This window comes from Pyxidicoccus trucidator (genome assembly GCF_010894435.1).
GTDB lineage: Bacteria > Myxococcota > Myxococcia > Myxococcales > Myxococcaceae > Myxococcus > Myxococcus trucidator.
In genome coordinates, this window is the sequence record NZ_JAAIXZ010000001.1 from 1520963 (window position 1) to 1538098 (window position 17136).

Consider the following 17136-nt stretch of genomic DNA (forward strand, 5'->3'; position numbering starts at 1 on the left):
CATGACGGTGCGCTCGCGAAGGAGGCTTCACGGGGCGGCGCTGCTGGGCGTCCTCGCCACGGTGCTGCTCGCGGCGGCGCCCCCCTCCGAGGAGCAGTCACCCACCGAGCGCGCGCGTCCCACCGTGGCCCGCTGCGTGCTGGACGGCGTGGTGGACTCCGGCTCCGGTGACTACCTGGCGGACTGCGTGGCCCGCGCGGAGACGGAGGGCCATGTCGCGCTGCTGGTGCGGCTGGACACGCCCGGCGGCTCGCTGGAGGCCACGCGCATCATCGTCCGCGCCTTCCTCGCGTCGCGCGTGCCGGTGCTCGTCTGGGTGGGGCCCTCCGGCGCGCATGCCGGCAGCGCGGGGGTGTTCATCACACTGGCCTCCAACGTCGCGGCCATGGCGCCCGGCACCAACATCGGCGCCGCGCACCCCGTCGTCGGGATTGGCGGGCAGGACCCGGAGGTGGCCGGGGGCAAGCAACTGGCGCGCAAGGTGGAGAACGACGCCGTCGCCTTCGTGGAGAGCATCGCCAGGCAGCGGGGCCGCAACGCGGAGTGGGCCGCCTCGGCCGTGCGCGACAGCGCCAGCATTCCGGCGGACAAGGCCCGCGAGCTGCGCGTGGTGGAGCATGTGGCCGCCTCCGAGGCGGAGTTCCTCGCCTGGGCCGACGGGCGGCGGGTGGAGGTGGCCGGGGGTGACGCCGTCCGGCTGGCCACCGCGGACGCCCGGCTGGTGGAGCTGGCGCCGAACCTCTCGCAGCGCGCCGTGCACGCGCTCGCGCATCCGTCCGTCGTCTACCTGCTGTTCCTCGTGGCAGCGCTCGGGCTGGTGGTGGAGCTGTCCCACCCGGGGGCGATTGCTCCCGGCCTCATCGGCCTGGTGGCGCTGGTGCTCGCGCTGGTGGCGTCCTCCGCGCTGCCGGTGCGCACCGGGGCGCTGGTGCTGCTGCTGGTGGGCTGTGCCCTCATCGTCGCGGAGTTGTTCGTCACCAGCGGCCTGCTGGGCGCGGCGGGCGTGGTGCTGCTGACGCTGGGCGGCGTGTTCCTCGTGGACCGCTTCGACCCGGGCTGGTTCGTGGACCGCTCGTTCCACCTGTCGTGGGCGTGGGTGGTGCCCACCACCGTCGCGCTGGCGGGCGCCGCCGCCTACGTCGCGTACCGGGGCGCGCAGACACGCCGGCTGCCCCAGCAGGGCGGCGACGCGGGGCTCGTGGGTGAGCAGGGCACCGCGCTCGACTCCGTCAGCCCCGAGCACGGGGAAGTATTCGTCCACGGCGAGCGCTGGCGCGCCACGTCTCCCGCTCCCATCCGTCCCGGCGCCCCGGTGGTGGTACGCCGCGTGGAGGGGCTCACGCTGTTCGTCGACGAGGTGAAGACATGACCGACCTGGCCGGGCTTCTGGGAGTGCTCATCCCCGTGGGCATCCTGTTCCTGCTGTTCCTCTCCGGGGTGCGCATCGTCAACGAGTACCAGAACGGCGTGGTGTTCCGGCTCGGGCGCTTCGTGGGCCTCAAGCGCGCCGGCTTCCGCTGGCTCATCCCCTTCGTGGAGCGCATGGTCATCATCGACCTGCGCACGGTGGCGCGCGACGTGCCCCCGCAGGACGTCATCACCCGCGACAACGTCAGCGTGAAGGTCAACGCCGTCGTCTACTTCCGCGTCATCCACGCCGACAAGGCCGTGCTCCAGGTGGAGGACTTCCTCTACGCCACCAGCCAGCTCGCCCAGACGACGCTGCGCGCGATTCTGGGCCAGGTGGAGCTGGACCAGCTCCTCAGCGAGAGAGACCGCGTCAACCGCGAAATCCAGAAGGTGCTCGACGCGCACACGGACCCGTGGGGCATCAAGGTCTCCAACGTCGAGGTGAAGCACATCGACCTGCCGGTGGAGATGCAGCGGGCGATTGCGCGTCAGGCCGAGGCCGAGCGCGAGCGCCGCGCGAAAATCATCGCCGCCGAAGGCGAGCATCAGGCCGCGGAGAAGCTCGCCATGGCCGCCGACGTGCTCAGCCGCAACCCGTCCTCGCTCCAGCTCCGCTACCTCCAGACGCTGGTGGAGATTACCGGCGGCGGCAACCACACCATCCTCCCCATCCCCCTGGACCTGCTGCGCATGGTGGGCATGCACCGGCCCGGAGTGGACACCTCGAGCGGAGAGCGCCGGGGCAACGGGTACGGCGCGGAGCAGGAGGAAGGGCCTCCCGCCGGCGGGCTGACGTGAGCCCGGTGCTCAGCGGGGCGGCGGGGGCTGCTCCTCGAACAGCTCCTGCCGCTCCAGCGCAATCGCCCGCCGGCCCAGTCCCAGCGAGGCGAGCGCGAGCACCGCCATGGCCCCCAGCAGCACCACGCCCAGCGAGAAGGACAGCACCGGCAGCATCTCCGGAATGTCCACGTGGCGCTTGGCGAGGTACAGCAGCGACGTCACCACGAAGGACAGCAGCGCCGCGTAGGTGACGCCGATGGCCCGCGCGAGGATGGCGTGGCGCCGGTCGAGGATGGCCACCTCCTCGCGCAGCACGGCGCGCCTCGCGTGCCCCTCCGGCAGCAGCCGCCACTCGCGCGTCATGTCCCGGACGCGGGCCGACATCCGCGCAATCTGGTTGTCCAACCCCGTCGCGACGATTCCGCAGGCCGACACCATCACCGCCGGCGTCACCGCCGTGCCGATGAGCCGGATGGAGGAGATGTCCAGGCCTTCCGAGCCGCCATTCATGCCCCCTTCTGTTCCACCCCGCGCCGGACGAAGCAACCCGCCCGCCGTCCGCCGGCTCGCCTACCCGCCCCTTCTCGACAGTCGTTCCACCCCATCCCGACAGTTGGACTGGCAAGGCCCGGGAGAAAAGTCCCAGGAAGACCACCTGCCAGCACCACCGACAAATCGACACTGACGACTTGACACCAAAACTGTCGGGTCTTACTGTCCGGGTTGTGAGCACGCCCAAGACACAGACCGAATGGAAGTTGGCGGAGCTGGCCGAAGCGGCGGGCGTCTCGCCACGCACGGTGCGCTACTACGTCCAGCGGGGGCTGATACCCGCGCCGCCCTTCCGGGGCCCGGACACCGTGTATGGCGAGGAGCACCTGCTGCGGCTCAAGGCCATCCGCGTTCTACAGGCACGGTTCCTCCCCCTGGACGCCATCCAGGTGGAGCTGCAGCGCCTGTCACCGGACGAGCTGCGCGGACTCGCAAGCTCGGACGTCACACCGACGCCACCGACGTACGGGCCTTCGACGCCCGGCGTCATCGCCGACAGGCCCATGCCACCGACCCCGGGAGTGGGCTCGCGGCCGTCGGTGATGGCACGCTATCAGCGCTGGGAGCTGGCCCCTGGGCTGGAGCTGCACGTGTCGGAGGGGGCCGACGCGAAGGTTCGGGCGCTCGCGGAACGCGTGCGCGCCCTCATCGAAGAGTTCCAGGAAAGGGAGCGGTCATGAAGACGGAGCAGGCTGGGCTGTACACGAGCGAGGGCGCACAGATTCCCCTCCAGGGTGTCGAGGTTACCGGTGAGCTGCTGGGCGGACATGCGCGCGTGCGGGTGCGCCAGCGCTACCGCAACGACGAGAAGCGCCCGGTGGAGGCCATCTACACCTTCCCGCTGCCCTCGGACGGCACCCTCTCCGCCTTCTCCATGACGTGCGCCGGCCGCCGCGTGGAGGGCGTGGTGAAGGAGCGCGAGGAGGCCTTCCGCACCTACGACGACGCCGTCACCGCCGGCCATGGCGCCGCCCTCTTGGACCAGGAGCGCCCCAACGTCTTCACCGCGCAGGTGGGCAACCTGCTCCCCGGTGAGGAGACGGTGGTGGAGGTGGAGTTCCTCCAGGCCGTCACCGCCGAGGAGGGCTGTGTCCGGTGGATGCTGCCCACGCTGGTCGCCCCCCGCTACATCCCCGGCACTCCCTCGGGAGACCGCACCGGCCATGGCGGCATGGACCCGACCAGCCGCGTGCCCGACGCGGACCGGATTACGCCTCCCATCGGCGAGGTGCACTACGGCCTGCGCATGGACCTGCTGGTGGACCTGGGCCGCGAGGTGGTGGTGGAGAGCCCGTCGCACACCATCAACGTCAACCGTGAGAGCGGCACGCGGATGCGCGTGGGCTTCTCCCGCGGCGAGGTGTCGCTGGACCGTGATTTGGTGCTCAGCCTGCGCAGCCCGGACAGCAGCGCGGTGTTCACCCCGCTCGTCACGCACCGCAAGGGTGACGCGGGCCCGGGCACCTTCGCCCTCACGGTGATTCCGGACCTGCTGGCCATGGCGTCCGCGCCGCCGAAGCAGGAAGTCGTCTTCATGGTGGACGTCTCGGGCTCCATGGACGGCGAGAGCCTGCCCCAGGCCCAGGCCGCGCTGCGGCTGTGCCTGCGCCACCTGCGCGAGGGGGACCGCTTCAACGTCATCGCCTTCGAGAGCAGCTTCCGCTCCTTCCAGCCCCAGCCGGTGCCCTTCACCCAGCGCACGCTGGAAGAGGCGGACCGGTGGGTGGCCGCGCTGCGCGCCACCGGTGGCACGGAGCTGCTCGCGCCCATGCGGGCCGCGGTGAAGACGGCGCCGGACGGCGTGGTGGTGCTGCTGACGGACGGCCAGGTGGGCAACGAGGACGAAATCCTGAAGGCCGTGCTGGCCGAGCGGAAGACGGCGCGCGTGTACTCGTTCGGCATCGGCACCAACGTGAGCGACGCGCTGCTGCGGGACATGGCGAAGCAGACGGGCGGCGCGGTGGAGTTCATCCACCCGGGCGAGCGCATCGACGACAAGGTGGTGGCGCAGTTCTCCCGTGCCCTCGCGCCGCGCGTCACGGAGCTGGAGGTGAGCTTCGACGGGGTGGAGGGCGCGGAGCTGGCCCCGGCCGAGCTGCCGCCCATGGTGGACGGCGTGCCCTGGACGCTCTTCGGCCGCTACCCCACGCCGGGCACCGGCAAGGTGACGCTGCGGGGGCGCTCGGGCCGTGAGCCCTTCGCGCTCACCGTGCGCGTGGACTTCCCCGCCGCGTCGGACCGGCCGGCGGTGGAGAAGTTGTGGGCGGCGGAGCGCATCCGCAACTGGGAGTCCGCCCAGCTCACCGGCCGCCGCGCCGAGTCGATGAAGAAGCGCATCGTCGAGCTGGCCGTCGCGCATCAAATCGTCACCCGCTACACCTCCTTCGTCGTGGTGGAGGAGCGCACGGCGGAGCGCCGGGCGGCGGGCCAGCCGGAGACGCGCGTCGTCCCGGTGAACGCGCCGGCCGGCTGGGCCATGTTCGGCACCGCGAAGCAGGAGGAGGCCGCCGATGTGGACGGGGCCGCGACTCACTCGGGTGTCCTGCGCAAGCAGGCCGCGCCCCCGCGGCATCGGGGTGGGCCTGGTGGCCGGCCGATGAGTCCGCCCGCCGCGGCGCCCGCGTCGGGTGGGGCCTTCGCGCCTCCGCCCGCGCCCTCCATGCAGTCGGCGTCCGTCGGAAGCATCCCGCCTCCCCCTCCGGCTCCGGCGCCCATGCGGGCGGCGGCCTCCATGCCCATGAAGGAACAGGGCAGGGCGGCTCCGGCGAAGAAGAAGGGCGGTTTCCTCGCGGGCCTCTTCGGCGGCGGCGGCGCGTCCGAGGAAGCCGAGAAGCGCGTCCGGCTGGGGTCCCTGGCCCAGGAGCCCATGCCCGCCGAGGAGTACGACATGGACACGGACGACGAGGGAGGACTCCAGCACGAGTCCTTCGCGGCGGCCGAGGCCCCCATGCCGCTGGAGGCGGAGCCCGTGGCACTCACCCGGGACCACGGCTCGGGCGCGGAGGCGCTGCTGGGACGGCAGCTCGCCAACGGCCTGTGGGACGGCGCTGGCGCGGGGCCGGAGCCGGTGCGCCAGGCACGCGCCACGGCGTTGGCGCTGCTGGAGCTGCTGCGCGAGGGCATCACCAGCAGCCACCCGCTGCACGGCGCGCAGGTGAAGAAGGCCGTCGAGGCGCTGCTGGCACTCGCCGCCAGCCTCACCGGCGAGCCGCAGGTGGCGGAGCTGGCGCTGGGCGTGGCGTGGCTCGTCGCCGCGGGTCCGCGCACCCGCGGCCGCATCGAGCAGGCCGCGAAGCCGCTGTCCGGACTCAGCGGCCACCTGGGCAACGAAGTCTCACTGCGGCAGCACGTGGACGCCCTGGCGTCGCGCTGAAGCACCCTGCCCCCGGGGGCGATTGACGTTTCCTGTACATGGCCCCCGGTTCCCTCGCCGCGAAGTCGAGGGGGCCGGGGGCCTCGTCTAGAGTGCGCGCGCCATGACGCTCGCCACCCTCCTGCTGCTCACCCTCACCGCGGCCCAGGCCACGCCTCCCACGGACGCGCCCCGGGACACCACCACCGTCACCACGCCGCCCCTCGTCGACTCGCCCGAGGCCTGCTCCGCCAGCGCCGAGGCCGACTACACGGACGGCTTCGACGCGCTGGTGCGGGGCGAGGACGAGAGCGCGCTGGAGGCCTTCGAGCGCGTGCTGGCCGCCTGTCCCCAGCACCCCTACGCCACGGAGCTCGTCCGACTCACACGGGCGCGGCTCACCCCGGGTGGCCAGTTGGCCCTCGCGGCCGTGAGCGAGATGGGCCCCGAGCGCCGCTCGGTCGCCGGGCTCGCGACGATGACGGTGATGCAGACGCTGCACGGCGCGACGCAGGGCATCCTCCTGTGCGCCATCGCCGAGTGCAGCGGCCAGGGCTACGCGGCCGTGTCGCTGCTGGGCGCGGGGGCGGGCGCCGCGGGCACGCTGCTGCTGGCCCGGGACGGCGTGACGTCCGGACAGGCGGCGGTCATCAACTCCGGCACCGTGTGGGGCTTCTGGTTCGGCGTCGCGTCGATGCTCGCCCTGGACCTGGAGGGAGACGATGCGCTCGCGGCGACCATGCTCGGCGGCGCGGGCTTCACCGGGGTGGGGATTCTGCTGGCCACCACCGTGCGCCCCACCGCGGCGCAGGTGTCCATGGCCAACTCGGGCGGCCTGTGGGCGGGCGTGGTGACGGCGCTGCTGGTCGCCACGGCGGACGGCGGCGAGACGAAGACGTTGTTCGCCATCGAGCTGGGTACCACCGCGCTGGGCATCGTCACGCTCGCCACGCTGTCCAACAGCCTCACCGTGTCGCGCGGCCGGATGCTCATCATCGACGCGGGGGGCATCCTCGGCGGGCTGCTGGGCGCCGCGGCCACCTTCCTGGTCGCGGGCGACGACGCCGGGGATGCCATCCTCGTGGGCAGCGCCGCCGGTGTGGTGACAGGGCTCGCGGTCACCGCGTACATCACCCGCGACTTCGACGCGCGGAACGCGCCCCAGGCCGTGCTGACGCCCGCCATCGTCGGTCGCGACGGGGCGGGCGTGGCACTGTCCGGCCGGTTCTAGGCGCGCGCCCCGGCCTCCACCGCCGCCTCAGCTCCGGGACAGGCCGTAGAGGGACATGAGGAGCTGCTCGAAGGTGCGCGAGGGCAGCACCCACTTCGCCAGCAACGCCGCGCGCTGCACCAGCTTGCCCACCGAGTAGCGCACGCGCACGGGCCCGCGCTCCAGCAGCTCCAGCACCCTGCGTGCCACGTCCTCCGGGGGCACGCCGTCGCGCTCGTCGGCTTCGATGGTGCGCAGCGCCGTCTCGAACTGGACCTGGTACGCGGAGCCCGGGCCGGCCTGACTCGCGAGCACCCGGTTCTCGGTGAGGCGCGTCTTCACGTCACCGGGCTGCAGCAGGGTGGCTTCGATTCCGAAGGGCGCCACCTCTATACGCAGGCACTCCGTCAGCCCCTCCAGCGCGAACTTGCTGGCGCTGTAGAGCCCCTGGAAGGGCAGCCCCACCGCGCCGCCCAGCGAGCTGATGTGGATGAAGAGGCCCGACTTGCGCGCGCGCATGGACGGCAGCACCGCCTTGCACACGCGCAGCACGCCCAGCAGGTTGGTGTCGAGCTGCTGCCTCGCCTGTTCGACGGAGCAGTCCTCCAGCGCGCCCGCCAACGCATAGCCCGCGTTGTTCACCACCACGTCGATGCGGCCCTCCGCCGCCAGCACCGCGTCCACCGCCCGCTGCACCGAGTCGTCACGGGTGACGTCCAGCTCCAGCCACTTCCAGGCCGTTGGTGCGTCGGCTCCGGGCTGGCGGCTGGTGGCGTAGACGGTGTGCCCGCGCGCGCTCAGCAGCTCCGCGCAGGCCCTACCAATTCCAGATGAGGCGCCGGTGATGAGTACGACCCTGCCCTGGGATGCGTCCATGTGTGTGCTCCGCAATCCCCCCAGAGCCAGAACGAACCATGGGCCTCCAGAGGCGGCAAGGCGTGGGAAATGACTGCCACCCCGAGTGCGAGCACAGAAGTGCAGCGAGTCCGACCCATCCTGCCGGAGGGTTGAATTCCCCGGTTCTCGCTGCGAGAACGAGGGCCTCCTTCCGCCTCGGAGCATTCATGCCCCGCGTCTCCCTGCTGCTCCCCCTGCTGTGCCTGGCCCTGCTCATCAGCGCGCCGGCCCGCGCGGAGGACACGTCCGCATTCGCGGCGCGGGTGAAGCCGTCCATCGTCCAGCTCGAGGTGCTGGGGCCTTCCGGCCAGCTGGTGGGCTCGGGGACGGGGTTCTTCATCTCCGAGGACGGGCTCATCGCCACCAATGAGCACGTCATCGACGGCGCCTTCGAGATGCGGGCCCGCCTGCCCGACGACAGCACGCGCAAGGTGCTCGGCTTCCTGGCGCGCAGCCCGGAGCGCGATGTCGCCTTGGTGAAGCTGGAGGGGACGGGCTACCCGGCGCTCCCGCTCGCCGTGGACGTGAAGGTGCAGGAGGGCATGAAGGTGCTGACGGTGGGCAACCCGTTCGGGCTCACCCTCACCGTGTCCGAGGGCATCGTCTCCGCCGTGCGGCCCAACGGGTTGCCGAAGGAGTACCAATACAGCGAGGCCTCGAAGCACGCGATGCTTCAGTTCACCGTGCACAGCGCCAAGGGTTCGAGCGGCTCGCCGATTCTCTCCGAGGACGGAAAGGTCATCGCCGTGCTGCAGGGAGGCATGGGCGTGGAGAGCAACCTCGTCTTCGGCGTCCCCGTGGACGTGGTAGCGCAGCTCAAGGCCGGCATCGCCCCGGGCGCCGCGCCCCGGCCCTTCCGGGAGTTCCCCATGAAGGGAGTGGTCGGCTCGGCGGTGTTCTTCGGACTGCTCGTGCTGATGTGGGCGTGGTCCAAGCGCCACGAGTGGCGTCACGCCGCCCTGCAGCGGAAGGCCCGCAAGGCGCGGGCCGCCGTCGCCTCCATCTACGAGGACCGGAACTGACGGCTACAGGGACTTGCGCACGCTGGAAGGCAGGCGCGACTGCCCCTCCTCGTCCAACGGCAGGCCGCCCGAGGCCAGACCCGGCCGGTGGCGTTGCACCTCGCGCACCATGAAGAACGCCGCGGCGGAGAGCACGCCGATGTCGTCCAGCCAGCCGAGCACCGGGATGAAGTCCGGGAGCGCGTCGATGGGCGACACGAAGTAGACCACCGCCAGCACGCCAGCGAGCTTCCGCCAGAGCGACACCCGCGGGTCGCGCACGTAGCTGAAGAAGCGGGTACCCATGCCACGAAGGCCTGCGATGTTCATGCCCACCTCTACGCGTGAGGGGCCCGGGTGATTGCAGCCCCGGCCCGCCCCCAGCGTACGACGGTTGCCCGCCCGAAGGGCAGCCGGGCTCAGTCGGGAGTGTCCTCCAGCACGCCCGCGCGGCCCACCACCTCCAGCCGCGCCCTGTCGCCCGCGCGCAGCGGCAATTCCGGCGCACCGCGCACCGTCAACTCCAGCCCGCCGCAGGCCACGGTGAACTCGGCGCTCGGGCCCTGGAACTCGCGCGTCAGCACCTCCGCGCGCAGGGCGCCGCCCACCGCCACCGCGTCCGTGTCCGGCACCAGCCGCAGCGCCTCCGGCCGTAGCGACAGCAGCACGTTGCCCTTCGCGTGCCCCACCACCGGGAGGATGCCGAGCATGGTGCGAGCCCCGTTCCCGAAGCCCACACCCGGGAGCAGGTTGGTGCCGCCCAGGAAGTACGCGACGAAGGCGGTGCGCGGCGCGGAGTAGACGGACTCCGGCGTGCCCACCTGCTCCACCGTCCCCGCGCGCATCACCGCGAGCCGGTCCGCGAAGGCCATGGCCTCGCCCTGGTCATGCGTGACGAGGAGCACCGTGGCGCCCAGCGACTTGAGCACGCGCCGCACCTCCAGGCGCGTGGAGGCGCGCAGCGCGCTGTCCAGGCTGGAGAAGGGCTCATCCAGCAGCAGCACGCGCGGGCCCGGCGCCAGCGCGCGCGCCAGGGCCACGCGCTGCTGCTGACCGCCGGAGAGCGCGTGCGGCATGCGCGACTCGAAGCCCTCCAGGCCGAACAGCTTCAGCATGGAGCGGGCGCGGGCCTGCGCCTCGGCGCGAGGGACGGAGGTGAGACCGAAGGTGACGTTGTCCAGCACGGACAGGTGCGGGAAGAGAGCGTAGTCCTGGAACACCATGCCCACGCTGCGCTGCTCGGGCGGCACGAAGGTGCCCGGGCCCGCCAACGTGCGGCCCTCCAGGGTGAGGGTGCCCGCGTCAAGGCGCTCGAAGCCGGCCACCATGCGCAGCGTCGTCGTCTTGCCGCAGCCGGAGGGGCCCAGCAGGGCCACCACCTCGCCCGGCTCCACCGCCAGCGAGAGGCCGTCCACCGCGGGGGTGCCGCTGGAGGAGTAGCGCAGGGTGACGGCGTCGAGCGAGAGCAGGGGCATGGACGCGGCGCACCCTATCAGCTCGGCGTCGAGCCGCCCTCCTGCGACACGAGCAACCCCACGCCCAGCGTGGACACGGCGAGCAGCACCAGCGCGGGCAGTGCGGCCTCGGCGAAGCGGCCCTCCGCCGTGGCGCTCCATACGCGCGTGGCCAGCGTCTCGAAGCCGATGGGCGCGAGCAGCAGCGTGGCCGGTAGCTCCTTCATCGCCGTGAGAAAGACGAGCGCCGCTCCCGCCAGCAGCCCGGGCCGCAGCAGCGGCGCGGTGACGCGGCGGAGGACTCCGGAGGGCGGCTGGCCCAGCGAGGCCGCGGCCTCTGGCAGGTGCGGGTTGAGCTGGAGCAGCGACGAGCGCGTCACCCCCACCGCCTGCGGCAGGAAGCGCACCAGGTACGCCAGCACCAACATGGCCAGCGTGCCGTAGAGGAAGGGCAGCGCCTGCACGCCCAGGAAGACGAGCGACAGCGCCAGGACGATGGGCGGCAGCGCGTAGCCGCCGTACGCCGCGCGCTCCAGCGCCACCGTGAGCCGGCCCGGGTGGCGCACCGCGAGGAAGGCCAGCGGCAGGGCGCCCAGCACCGCCGCCACCGCGCCCAGCGCGGAGGCAAACACGGAGTTGAGCGCCGGCCCCAGCACTGGCGCCTCCGCGCCGGAGAGTCCCCGCACGCCCCAGAAGACGAGCACGCCCACCGGCAGCCCCACGCCCAGCGCCACCACCGCGCCACACAGCAGCAGCGCCGGCACGCGCCAGCGCCCCAGCCGCACCGGCGACGCGGCCCTGGAGGCCCCCTTCGCGCTGCGGTGGTAGCCCGCGCGCCCGCGCAGGCGGACCTCCAGCACCAGCACCGCCACCGTCACCACCACCAGCGCCAGCCCCAGCCGCGCCGCGTAGGTGCGGTCATACGCGCCCTCGTACTGGACATAGATTGCGCGCGAGAAGGTGTCGTACTGGAGCAGCGCCACCGCGCCGAAGTCCGACAGCACGTACAGCCCCACCAGCAGCGCGCCCGACGCGAAGGCCGGACGCAGCAGCGGCACCGTCACCCGCCAGAAGGCCCGAGCCGGCGTGAGGCCCAGGCTGCGCGCGCCCTCCAGCCAGGCCGGGTCCTGCGCCTGAAGGCCCGCTCGCAGCGCGAGGAGGAAGTACGGATACGTGGACACCGTCAGCGCCAGCAGCGCCCCGGGGAAGCCATACACCGAGGGCACGGGCAGACCCCACCGGGACAGGGGCTCCTCCAGCGCACCGCCCGTGCCGAACGCGGCCAGCAGCACATAGCCGCTGACGAAGGTGGGCAGCGCCAGCGGCACGCACAGCAGCACCACCCAGGCGCGCCGCCCCGGCAGGTCCGTGCGCGAGGTGAGCCACGCGAGCGGCAGCGACACCGCCGCCGCGCACGCCGTCACCGCGCCGGCCAGCCCGAGCGTGCGCCAGAGCAGGCCCCACGTCCTGTCCCGCAGCAGCAGCCTCCACGTGTCCGCGTCCGCATCCGACGCGCGCACGACGAGATACACGGCCGGCAGCAGCGCGAGCGCGGCCATGGCCACACCCGCCACCCACAGCCACCACGGGGCACGACGCGTCATCCGGGCCTCAGAGGACGCCGGTGTCCTGCAGCAGCTTCACCGTGCCGCGCAGGTCGTCCAGCTTCGACAGGTCCAGGTCGGGCGAGCCCACCTTGGAGAGCTCCGGCAGCGCGGCGGCCGTCTTCACGCCGGACACCAGCGGGTACTCGTACGTCTCCGTGGAGAAGTACGTCTGGGCGTCGGTCTCCAGCAGGTACGTGGCCAGCTTGCGCGCCGCGTCCGCCTTCTTCGTCTCCTTGAGGATGCTCACGCCCGCCACGTTCACCAGCGCGCCCGGGTCTCCGGCGGCGACGAAGTGGTTGGCCACGGGGAGCTCGCCCTTGTCCTTCTTCGCGGCGTACAGGTAGTAGTGGTTCACGAAGCCCGCGTCGATTTCACCGCGCACGAGCGCCTCGATGATGGCCGCGTTGTTCTTGTAGACGCGCGGCGAGTTGGCCTGCATGCCCTTGAGCCACTGCGTGGCGGCCTCTTCCCCCTTGAGCAGCCGCAGCGTGGTGACGAAGGCCTGGAAGGAAGCGTTGGTGGGCGCCCAGCCGAGGCGGCCCTTCCACTTCGCGTCCGTGAAGCCGAGGATGCTCTTCGGCAGCTCCTCCGCCTTCACCTTCTTGGTGTTGTAGGCCACCGTGCGCGCCCTGCCGCTGGTGCCCACCCACAAGCCCTGCGGCGAGCGGAAGCGCGCGTCCACCTTGCCCAGCACCTCCTTGGGCAGCGGCTGCAAGCGGCCCGCGTTGGCCAGGGCGCCGAGCCCCCCCGCGTCCTGCGCGAAGAACACGTCGGCGGGCGTCTTCGCGCCCTCCTCCAGCAGCGTGGCGGCCAGCTGCGGCGTCTCGCCGTAGCGCACCTTCACCTCGATGCCGGTCTTCTCGGTGAACTTCTTGAAGAGGGGGCCTACCAGCTTCTCGTTGCGACCGGAGTAGACGGTGAGCGTCTCCGCCGCGAGCGCGGTGGAGGACAGGGACAGGAACAGGCAGATGGAGAGTAGGCGCGTCATGGCGGGCGGAACCTAACGGACCCGCCTCCCGGCTTCCACCGGATGCGCCATGACTTGCGCGGAGTGTGTCCAGCTCCACGGGCGGCACCACGCTCGCGCGGAGCGTGCACCCGCGGGGGTGCCGGATGAAACGTTGCCCCCACGCACAGCGAGCACCGGATTCGGGCGCGCGGGCGCGTGGCGGGATAGCCTCCGCCGCCGCAAGCCCACCCGCCGTCGCGGAGACCCACCATGCTTCGCCCGCTCATCGCCGCCTGTGCCGCCATCCTGCTCGCCGCTCCGCTCGCCTCGGCGCAGCAGCCGACGAAGCCGCAGCAGCAGCCCGCGCAGCAACCACCGCCGAAGCAGCCCACGCAGCAGGCAGCGCCAGTGCAGCCGTCCGCGCAGCAGCAGCCCGCCGCCAAGGGGACGCAGCCTCCCAACTCGATGAAGACCGCGGGCGAGCGCACCCAGGCGGCCCTGCAGCAGGTGCCCGCGGCGCGGCCCGAGGACGTGGCCTCCATCTCAGGCCTCATGAACGCGCTCTACGACGTCATCAGTGGCCCGGCGGGACAGGCGCGCGACTGGCAGCGCTTCCGCTCCCTCTTCTATCCGGGCGCGCGGATGATTCCCGTCCGCCGCGCGAAGGCCGGAGCGGGCCCCGGCATCTCGCCTATCACCCCGGACGACTACGCCACCTGGGGCGTGGACTTCTTCAACAAGCACGCCTTCTTCGAGAAGGAGACGCACCGGCAGGTGTCCGGCTACGGCGACCTGGTCAACGTGCTCAGCGCCTACGAGACGCGCGACTCCGCCAGTGGCGCGGCGACGGCCAAGGGCGTCAACAGCCTGCAGCTCGTCTTCGACGGCCAGCGGTGGTGGGTGATGAACATCGCCTGGATTGACGAGAAGACCGCGGGGACTCCGGTGCCGAAGGACTTCGCGCGGAAGGAGTAGAAGGAGCCACATGCGCCCCCGGTCCTCTTGTGACGTGCTCGTCGTGGGCAACTACTGCCACGACCTGCTGCGACTCGGCTCCGGCCGGGAGACGCATGCGCTCGGGGGCTCGTCGGCGTACATCTCCTCGGTGCTGGACGCCATGGAGGTGGACTACGCGGTGGCCGCCGTCGCGGGCGAGGACTTCCGCTACGCGGACCGCCTCCGGTATCCGCCGCGAATCGTCCCCGGGACTCGCACCACGCAGTTCACCGCGGAGCTGGGCCAGGGCGAGCGGGTGCTGCGCGTCAGTGCCCGCGCGGAGCCCATCCTCCCTGAGGACATCACCGTGGATGCACGCGTGGCGCTCGCCTGCGGGGTGATGGGGGAGCTGCTCCCGGAGACACTCGTCCGCGTCTCCGAGCGAGCGCGGTATGTGGTCGCGGATGCGCAGGGCCTGCTCCGGGCGCTGGATGGCGAGGGCCGCGTGCTCAACCAGCGCCTGGAAGAGACACCCTACGCCACGCACCTCGAGCGCCTCCACGTGCTGAAGGCCAGCGAGGAGGAGGCACGGGCGCTGGACGTCGAGCAGGTGAGGAAGCGGACACGCCTCGTCATCACCCGGGGACGCGAGGGCTGCACGGTGCTCACCGAGAACGAGCGCATCGACGTGCCCGCCTTCCCCGCCGAAGAGGTGGACCCCACCGGCGCGGGTGACTGCTTCCTCGCGGGCTTCGCGCTGGGTCTGCTGCGGGAGTTGCCGCTCTCGCGGTGCGCGGAGCTGGCCAACTGGTTTGGTGCACAGGCGGTGATGCAGGTGGGCGTGCCCACACTGGACGTGTCCACGCTTCCGGCGACACTGCGGTGAACGTGCGGCATGGAGGTGCCTCGTGGACGTCCCGCCCATCGACTACGCGGAGAAGCTGGTCCGCTACTTCCAGAGGGTGTGCGCCAATCATCCTGAGGACGCGCTCTGGGCCCGAGAGCTCCGCTTCGCGGAGGAACTCGTGCACCTGACGCGGCAGCAGCCCCTGGATGCGGAGGCACTTCGCAACTTGCTCCGTCGGCTGGAGCAAGAGCTGAAGGCGGAAAACATAGGCAGCTCCGCCGGGTATGAGGTGTACATGACGGCGAAGCTCTGGGCGAAGGCAGCGCTTGGTGAGTAGGCGCAAGACCGCGAGCAACGTGAGTCCATGGGCGCGGGCCCCGAGCATCGCCCCGGCGTGGTCCTCGCGGCAGGCGCCGCACCGGACTTTCTTGTTATAACGAACAAACCATGAATCTGGCCCGCTCCGCCGTCCTCGCGCTCCTGTGGGTGCTCGTCGTCGTCCCCGTGGCCTCCGCACGCGCGGCCACCGCCATCGTCAAGGTCGCTGACGGGTGGCAGCTCCAGGTGGATGGGAAGCCCTACGTGGCCAGGGGCGTCACCTTCAGCGGCAGCCGCTCCGCGGACTACGAGAAGGACTGCGCGCGACTCGCGGCCCTCGGGGTGAACACGCTGCGCACCTGGGGCACCGGGACGGAGACTCGGGTGCTGCTCGATGCCGCGCACAAGCACGGGCTCAAGGTGCTCGTCGGGCTCTGGCTGCGGCAGGGCCGCCCCGGCGCCGAGAGCGATGACTCCTTCGACTACCTCCGCGACACCAAGGGCATGAAGAAGCAGTTCACGGAGACGCTCGCGCAGGTGCGTCACTTCAAGGACCACCCCGCCGTGCTCGCCTGGGGCATCGGCAACGAGGTGCTGCTCAACTCACCCGACGACGCGTCGAAGGAAGCCTACGCGCGCTTCCTGGAGCAGGTCGTCAGCGAGGTGAAGAAAATCGACACGGGCCACCCCGTCATCTCCGTCGACGCGTGGATGTTCGGCGTGCCGTGGTGGGAGAAGTACACGCCGTCCCTCGACGCCTACGGCCTCAACGTCTACGGCGGTGGCATCCACGTCCTTCCTGGTGAGCTCAAGAAGGCCGGCGTGACCAGGCCGTGGTTCATCACCGAGTTCGGCGCCCAGGGCGAGTGGGACGCGCCCAAGGATGCGAACGGCGTCCCGCGCGAGCCGGATGACACGCAGAAGTACGACGCCATCGTCGACGGCTGGCGGAATGCCCTCGCTCCGCAAGTGCAGGCGGGGCGCTGCCTGGGCCTGTTCGTCTTCAACTACAGCGCGTCGTTCGACCACACCGGGCTGTGGCTCGGCATGCTGTCGGGCACCTCCACCCGGCCCGCGTGGCACGCGGTGCGCGAGGCCTATTCCGGCCAGAAGCCCGCCACGCCGCTACCCCGGATTGCCAGCGTCACCGTGGGCGAGGTGAAGCGCGAGAAGTCCAGCACGTTCGCCCAGGTCCGCGTCGATGCGAAGGACGCGGAGGGCACCCCGCTCGACGTCTCGTTCGCCTACAACTTCCGAGGCGCCGCCACGCGCCACGAGCGCGACGAGGTGGTGCGGCTCCAGGCCACGCCGGGCCCCACGCCCGACGCCTGGCTCGTGCGCCTGCCCACCGTGAAGGGCCCCATCAAGCTCTACGCGCTCGCGAAGGACCGCGCCGGCAACCTCGTGGCCGCCACCACCTCCGTCGCCCTGCCCGTCGCCCCCTGAGACGCCGGCCGCTTCAGCCTCTTTCAAGACTCAAGAGTCGAGTACAGCGGAGTGGGCTCCTTGGGGCCCAGCGCCCGCCCAATCGGGCAAGGGGCGCCACCATGCACCTCCCGCCCTCGCCCACCCGGGACGGCAGACCTCCGGAAGGAACGTTCGTTCCGCCCTCGCCCACCGGGGAGATAGACCTCCGGAAGGAACGTTCGTTCCGCCCTCCCTTCGCGGCAGAGAGACCCTCGCTCCGGGAGGTAGCCCCCCGGAAGGAATGTTCGTTCCACCCTCCTCGCGCGGCAGGGCGACCCTCGCTCCGGGCCGCAGACCTCCGGAAGGAACGCTCGTTCCGCCCTCCCCGCGAGGCAGGGAGACCCTCGCTCCGGGCC

General features: G+C 71.8%; 16 protein-coding genes. 10 read left to right on the plus strand and 6 right to left on the minus strand.

What is annotated here, in order from left to right:
• Position 1 precedes the first annotated feature (1 nt).
• Positions 2-1369 (plus strand): NfeD family protein, encoded by a 1368-nt coding sequence (locus tag G4D85_RS06175; RefSeq protein WP_164008789.1) that lies wholly within the window; start codon positions 2-4, stop codon positions 1367-1369.
• Positions 1366-2208, plus strand: coding sequence for a slipin family protein (locus G4D85_RS06180; protein WP_164008791.1), 843 nt, complete (start codon positions 1366-1368; stop codon positions 2206-2208). Before G4D85_RS06175 ends, G4D85_RS06180 begins: the two co-directional genes overlap by 4 nt.
• Positions 2209-2217: 9 nt before the next feature.
• Here the strand turns inward: G4D85_RS06180 and G4D85_RS06185 are convergent, their stop codons facing one another.
• Complete coding sequence (locus G4D85_RS06185) at positions 2218-2700, minus strand: DUF2721 domain-containing protein (protein WP_164008793.1); 483 nt, start codon at positions 2698-2700, stop codon at positions 2218-2220.
• Between the two features lie 215 nt (positions 2701-2915).
• Here G4D85_RS06185 and G4D85_RS06190 point away from each other — a divergent pair, with 215 nt between their 5' ends.
• The 3 genes from G4D85_RS06190 (at position 2916) to G4D85_RS06200 (ending at position 7325) form a co-directional block, all read left to right on the plus strand.
• A complete protein-coding gene (locus G4D85_RS06190) occupies positions 2916-3422 on the plus strand; it encodes a MerR family transcriptional regulator (protein WP_164008795.1) in 507 nt (168 codons plus the stop codon).
• On the plus strand, positions 3419-6115 hold the full coding sequence (locus tag G4D85_RS06195; protein ID WP_164008797.1) for a VIT domain-containing protein: 2697 nt from the start codon (positions 3419-3421) through the stop codon (positions 6113-6115). Before G4D85_RS06190 ends, G4D85_RS06195 begins: the two co-directional genes overlap by 4 nt.
• 103 nt (positions 6116-6218) lie before the next feature.
• On the plus strand, positions 6219-7325 hold the full coding sequence (locus tag G4D85_RS06200; protein WP_164008799.1) for a hypothetical protein: 1107 nt from the start codon (positions 6219-6221) through the stop codon (positions 7323-7325).
• Positions 7326-7352: 27 nt separating this feature from the next.
• Here G4D85_RS06200 and G4D85_RS06205 read toward each other — a convergent pair whose 3' ends face one another.
• Positions 7353-8180 carry an SDR family oxidoreductase gene (locus G4D85_RS06205; RefSeq protein WP_164008801.1) on the minus strand — a complete coding sequence of 276 codons (828 nt, stop codon included), beginning with the start codon at positions 8178-8180 and terminating at the stop codon, positions 7353-7355.
• Positions 8181-8368: 188 nt separating this feature from the next.
• On the opposite strand from G4D85_RS06205, the gene G4D85_RS06210 reads away from it, so the two are divergent.
• Positions 8369-9223, plus strand: a complete 855-nt coding sequence (locus G4D85_RS06210; protein WP_164008803.1) for a S1C family serine protease — start codon at positions 8369-8371, stop codon at positions 9221-9223.
• A 3-nt stretch (positions 9224-9226) separates the two neighbouring features.
• Here the strand turns inward: G4D85_RS06210 and G4D85_RS06215 are convergent, their stop codons facing one another.
• The 4 genes from G4D85_RS06215 to G4D85_RS06230 form a co-directional block, all read right to left on the minus strand.
• On the minus strand, positions 9227-9532 hold the full coding sequence (locus tag G4D85_RS06215) for a YkvA family protein (protein WP_164008805.1): 306 nt from the start codon (positions 9530-9532) through the stop codon (positions 9227-9229).
• 89 nt (positions 9533-9621) lie between these two features.
• Positions 9622-10677 carry an ABC transporter ATP-binding protein gene (locus G4D85_RS06220; protein ID WP_164008807.1) on the minus strand — a complete coding sequence of 352 codons (1056 nt, stop codon included), beginning with the start codon at positions 10675-10677 and terminating at the stop codon, positions 9622-9624.
• A 17-nt stretch (positions 10678-10694) separates the two neighbouring features.
• On the minus strand, positions 10695-12260 hold the full coding sequence (locus G4D85_RS06225) for an ABC transporter permease (protein WP_164008809.1): 1566 nt from the start codon (positions 12258-12260) through the stop codon (positions 10695-10697).
• A gap of 7 nt (positions 12261-12267) precedes the next feature.
• Positions 12268-13251, minus strand: coding sequence for an iron ABC transporter substrate-binding protein (locus tag G4D85_RS06230; RefSeq protein WP_164008811.1), 984 nt, complete (start codon positions 13249-13251; stop codon positions 12268-12270).
• 231 nt (positions 13252-13482) lie between these two features.
• Here G4D85_RS06230 and G4D85_RS06235 point away from each other — a divergent pair, with 231 nt between their 5' ends.
• The 4 genes from G4D85_RS06235 to G4D85_RS06250 all read left to right on the plus strand — a co-directional run bounded on the left by G4D85_RS06235 (position 13483) and on the right by G4D85_RS06250 (position 16759).
• A complete protein-coding gene (locus G4D85_RS06235; protein ID WP_164008813.1) occupies positions 13483-14187 on the plus strand; it encodes a nuclear transport factor 2 family protein in 705 nt (234 codons plus the stop codon).
• 10 nt (positions 14188-14197) lie between these two features.
• On the plus strand, positions 14198-15034 hold the full coding sequence (locus G4D85_RS06240) for a PfkB family carbohydrate kinase (protein WP_164008816.1): 837 nt from the start codon (positions 14198-14200) through the stop codon (positions 15032-15034).
• A gap of 22 nt (positions 15035-15056) precedes the next feature.
• Positions 15057-15332: a hypothetical protein gene (locus G4D85_RS06245; RefSeq protein ID WP_164008818.1), complete on the plus strand. Its 276-nt coding sequence runs from the start codon at positions 15057-15059 to the stop codon at positions 15330-15332.
• A gap of 110 nt (positions 15333-15442) precedes the next feature.
• Positions 15443-16759, plus strand: a complete 1317-nt coding sequence (locus tag G4D85_RS06250; RefSeq protein WP_164008820.1) for a glycoside hydrolase family 2 TIM barrel-domain containing protein — start codon at positions 15443-15445, stop codon at positions 16757-16759.
• Positions 16760-17136: the final 377 nt, after the last annotated feature.

Excerpts from the sequence above, each read along its gene's own strand:
- G4D85_RS06175 (WP_164008789.1), top strand. The coding sequence starts at position 2 with ATGACGGTGCGCTCGCGAAGGAGGCTTCACGGGGCGGCGCTGCTGGGC.
- G4D85_RS06180 (WP_164008791.1), top strand. The coding sequence starts at position 1,366 with ATGACCGACCTGGCCGGGCTTCTGGGAGTGCTCATCCCCGTGGGCATC.
- G4D85_RS06185 (WP_164008793.1), bottom strand. The coding sequence starts at position 2,700 with ATGAATGGCGGCTCGGAAGGCCTGGACATCTCCTCCATCCGGCTCATC.
- G4D85_RS06195 (WP_164008797.1), top strand. The coding sequence starts at position 3,419 with ATGAAGACGGAGCAGGCTGGGCTGTACACGAGCGAGGGCGCACAGATT.
- G4D85_RS06200 (WP_164008799.1), top strand. The coding sequence starts at position 6,219 with ATGACGCTCGCCACCCTCCTGCTGCTCACCCTCACCGCGGCCCAGGCC.
- G4D85_RS06205 (WP_164008801.1), bottom strand. The coding sequence starts at position 8,180 with ATGGACGCATCCCAGGGCAGGGTCGTACTCATCACCGGCGCCTCATCT.
- G4D85_RS06210 (WP_164008803.1), top strand. The coding sequence starts at position 8,369 with ATGCCCCGCGTCTCCCTGCTGCTCCCCCTGCTGTGCCTGGCCCTGCTC.
- G4D85_RS06215 (WP_164008805.1), bottom strand. The coding sequence starts at position 9,532 with ATGAACATCGCAGGCCTTCGTGGCATGGGTACCCGCTTCTTCAGCTAC.
- G4D85_RS06220 (WP_164008807.1), bottom strand. The coding sequence starts at position 10,677 with ATGCCCCTGCTCTCGCTCGACGCCGTCACCCTGCGCTACTCCTCCAGC.
- G4D85_RS06225 (WP_164008809.1), bottom strand. The coding sequence starts at position 12,260 with ATGACGCGTCGTGCCCCGTGGTGGCTGTGGGTGGCGGGTGTGGCCATG.
- G4D85_RS06230 (WP_164008811.1), bottom strand. The coding sequence starts at position 13,251 with ATGACGCGCCTACTCTCCATCTGCCTGTTCCTGTCCCTGTCCTCCACC.
- G4D85_RS06235 (WP_164008813.1), top strand. The coding sequence starts at position 13,483 with ATGCTTCGCCCGCTCATCGCCGCCTGTGCCGCCATCCTGCTCGCCGCT.
- G4D85_RS06240 (WP_164008816.1), top strand. The coding sequence starts at position 14,198 with ATGCGCCCCCGGTCCTCTTGTGACGTGCTCGTCGTGGGCAACTACTGC.
- G4D85_RS06250 (WP_164008820.1), top strand. The coding sequence starts at position 15,443 with ATGAATCTGGCCCGCTCCGCCGTCCTCGCGCTCCTGTGGGTGCTCGTC.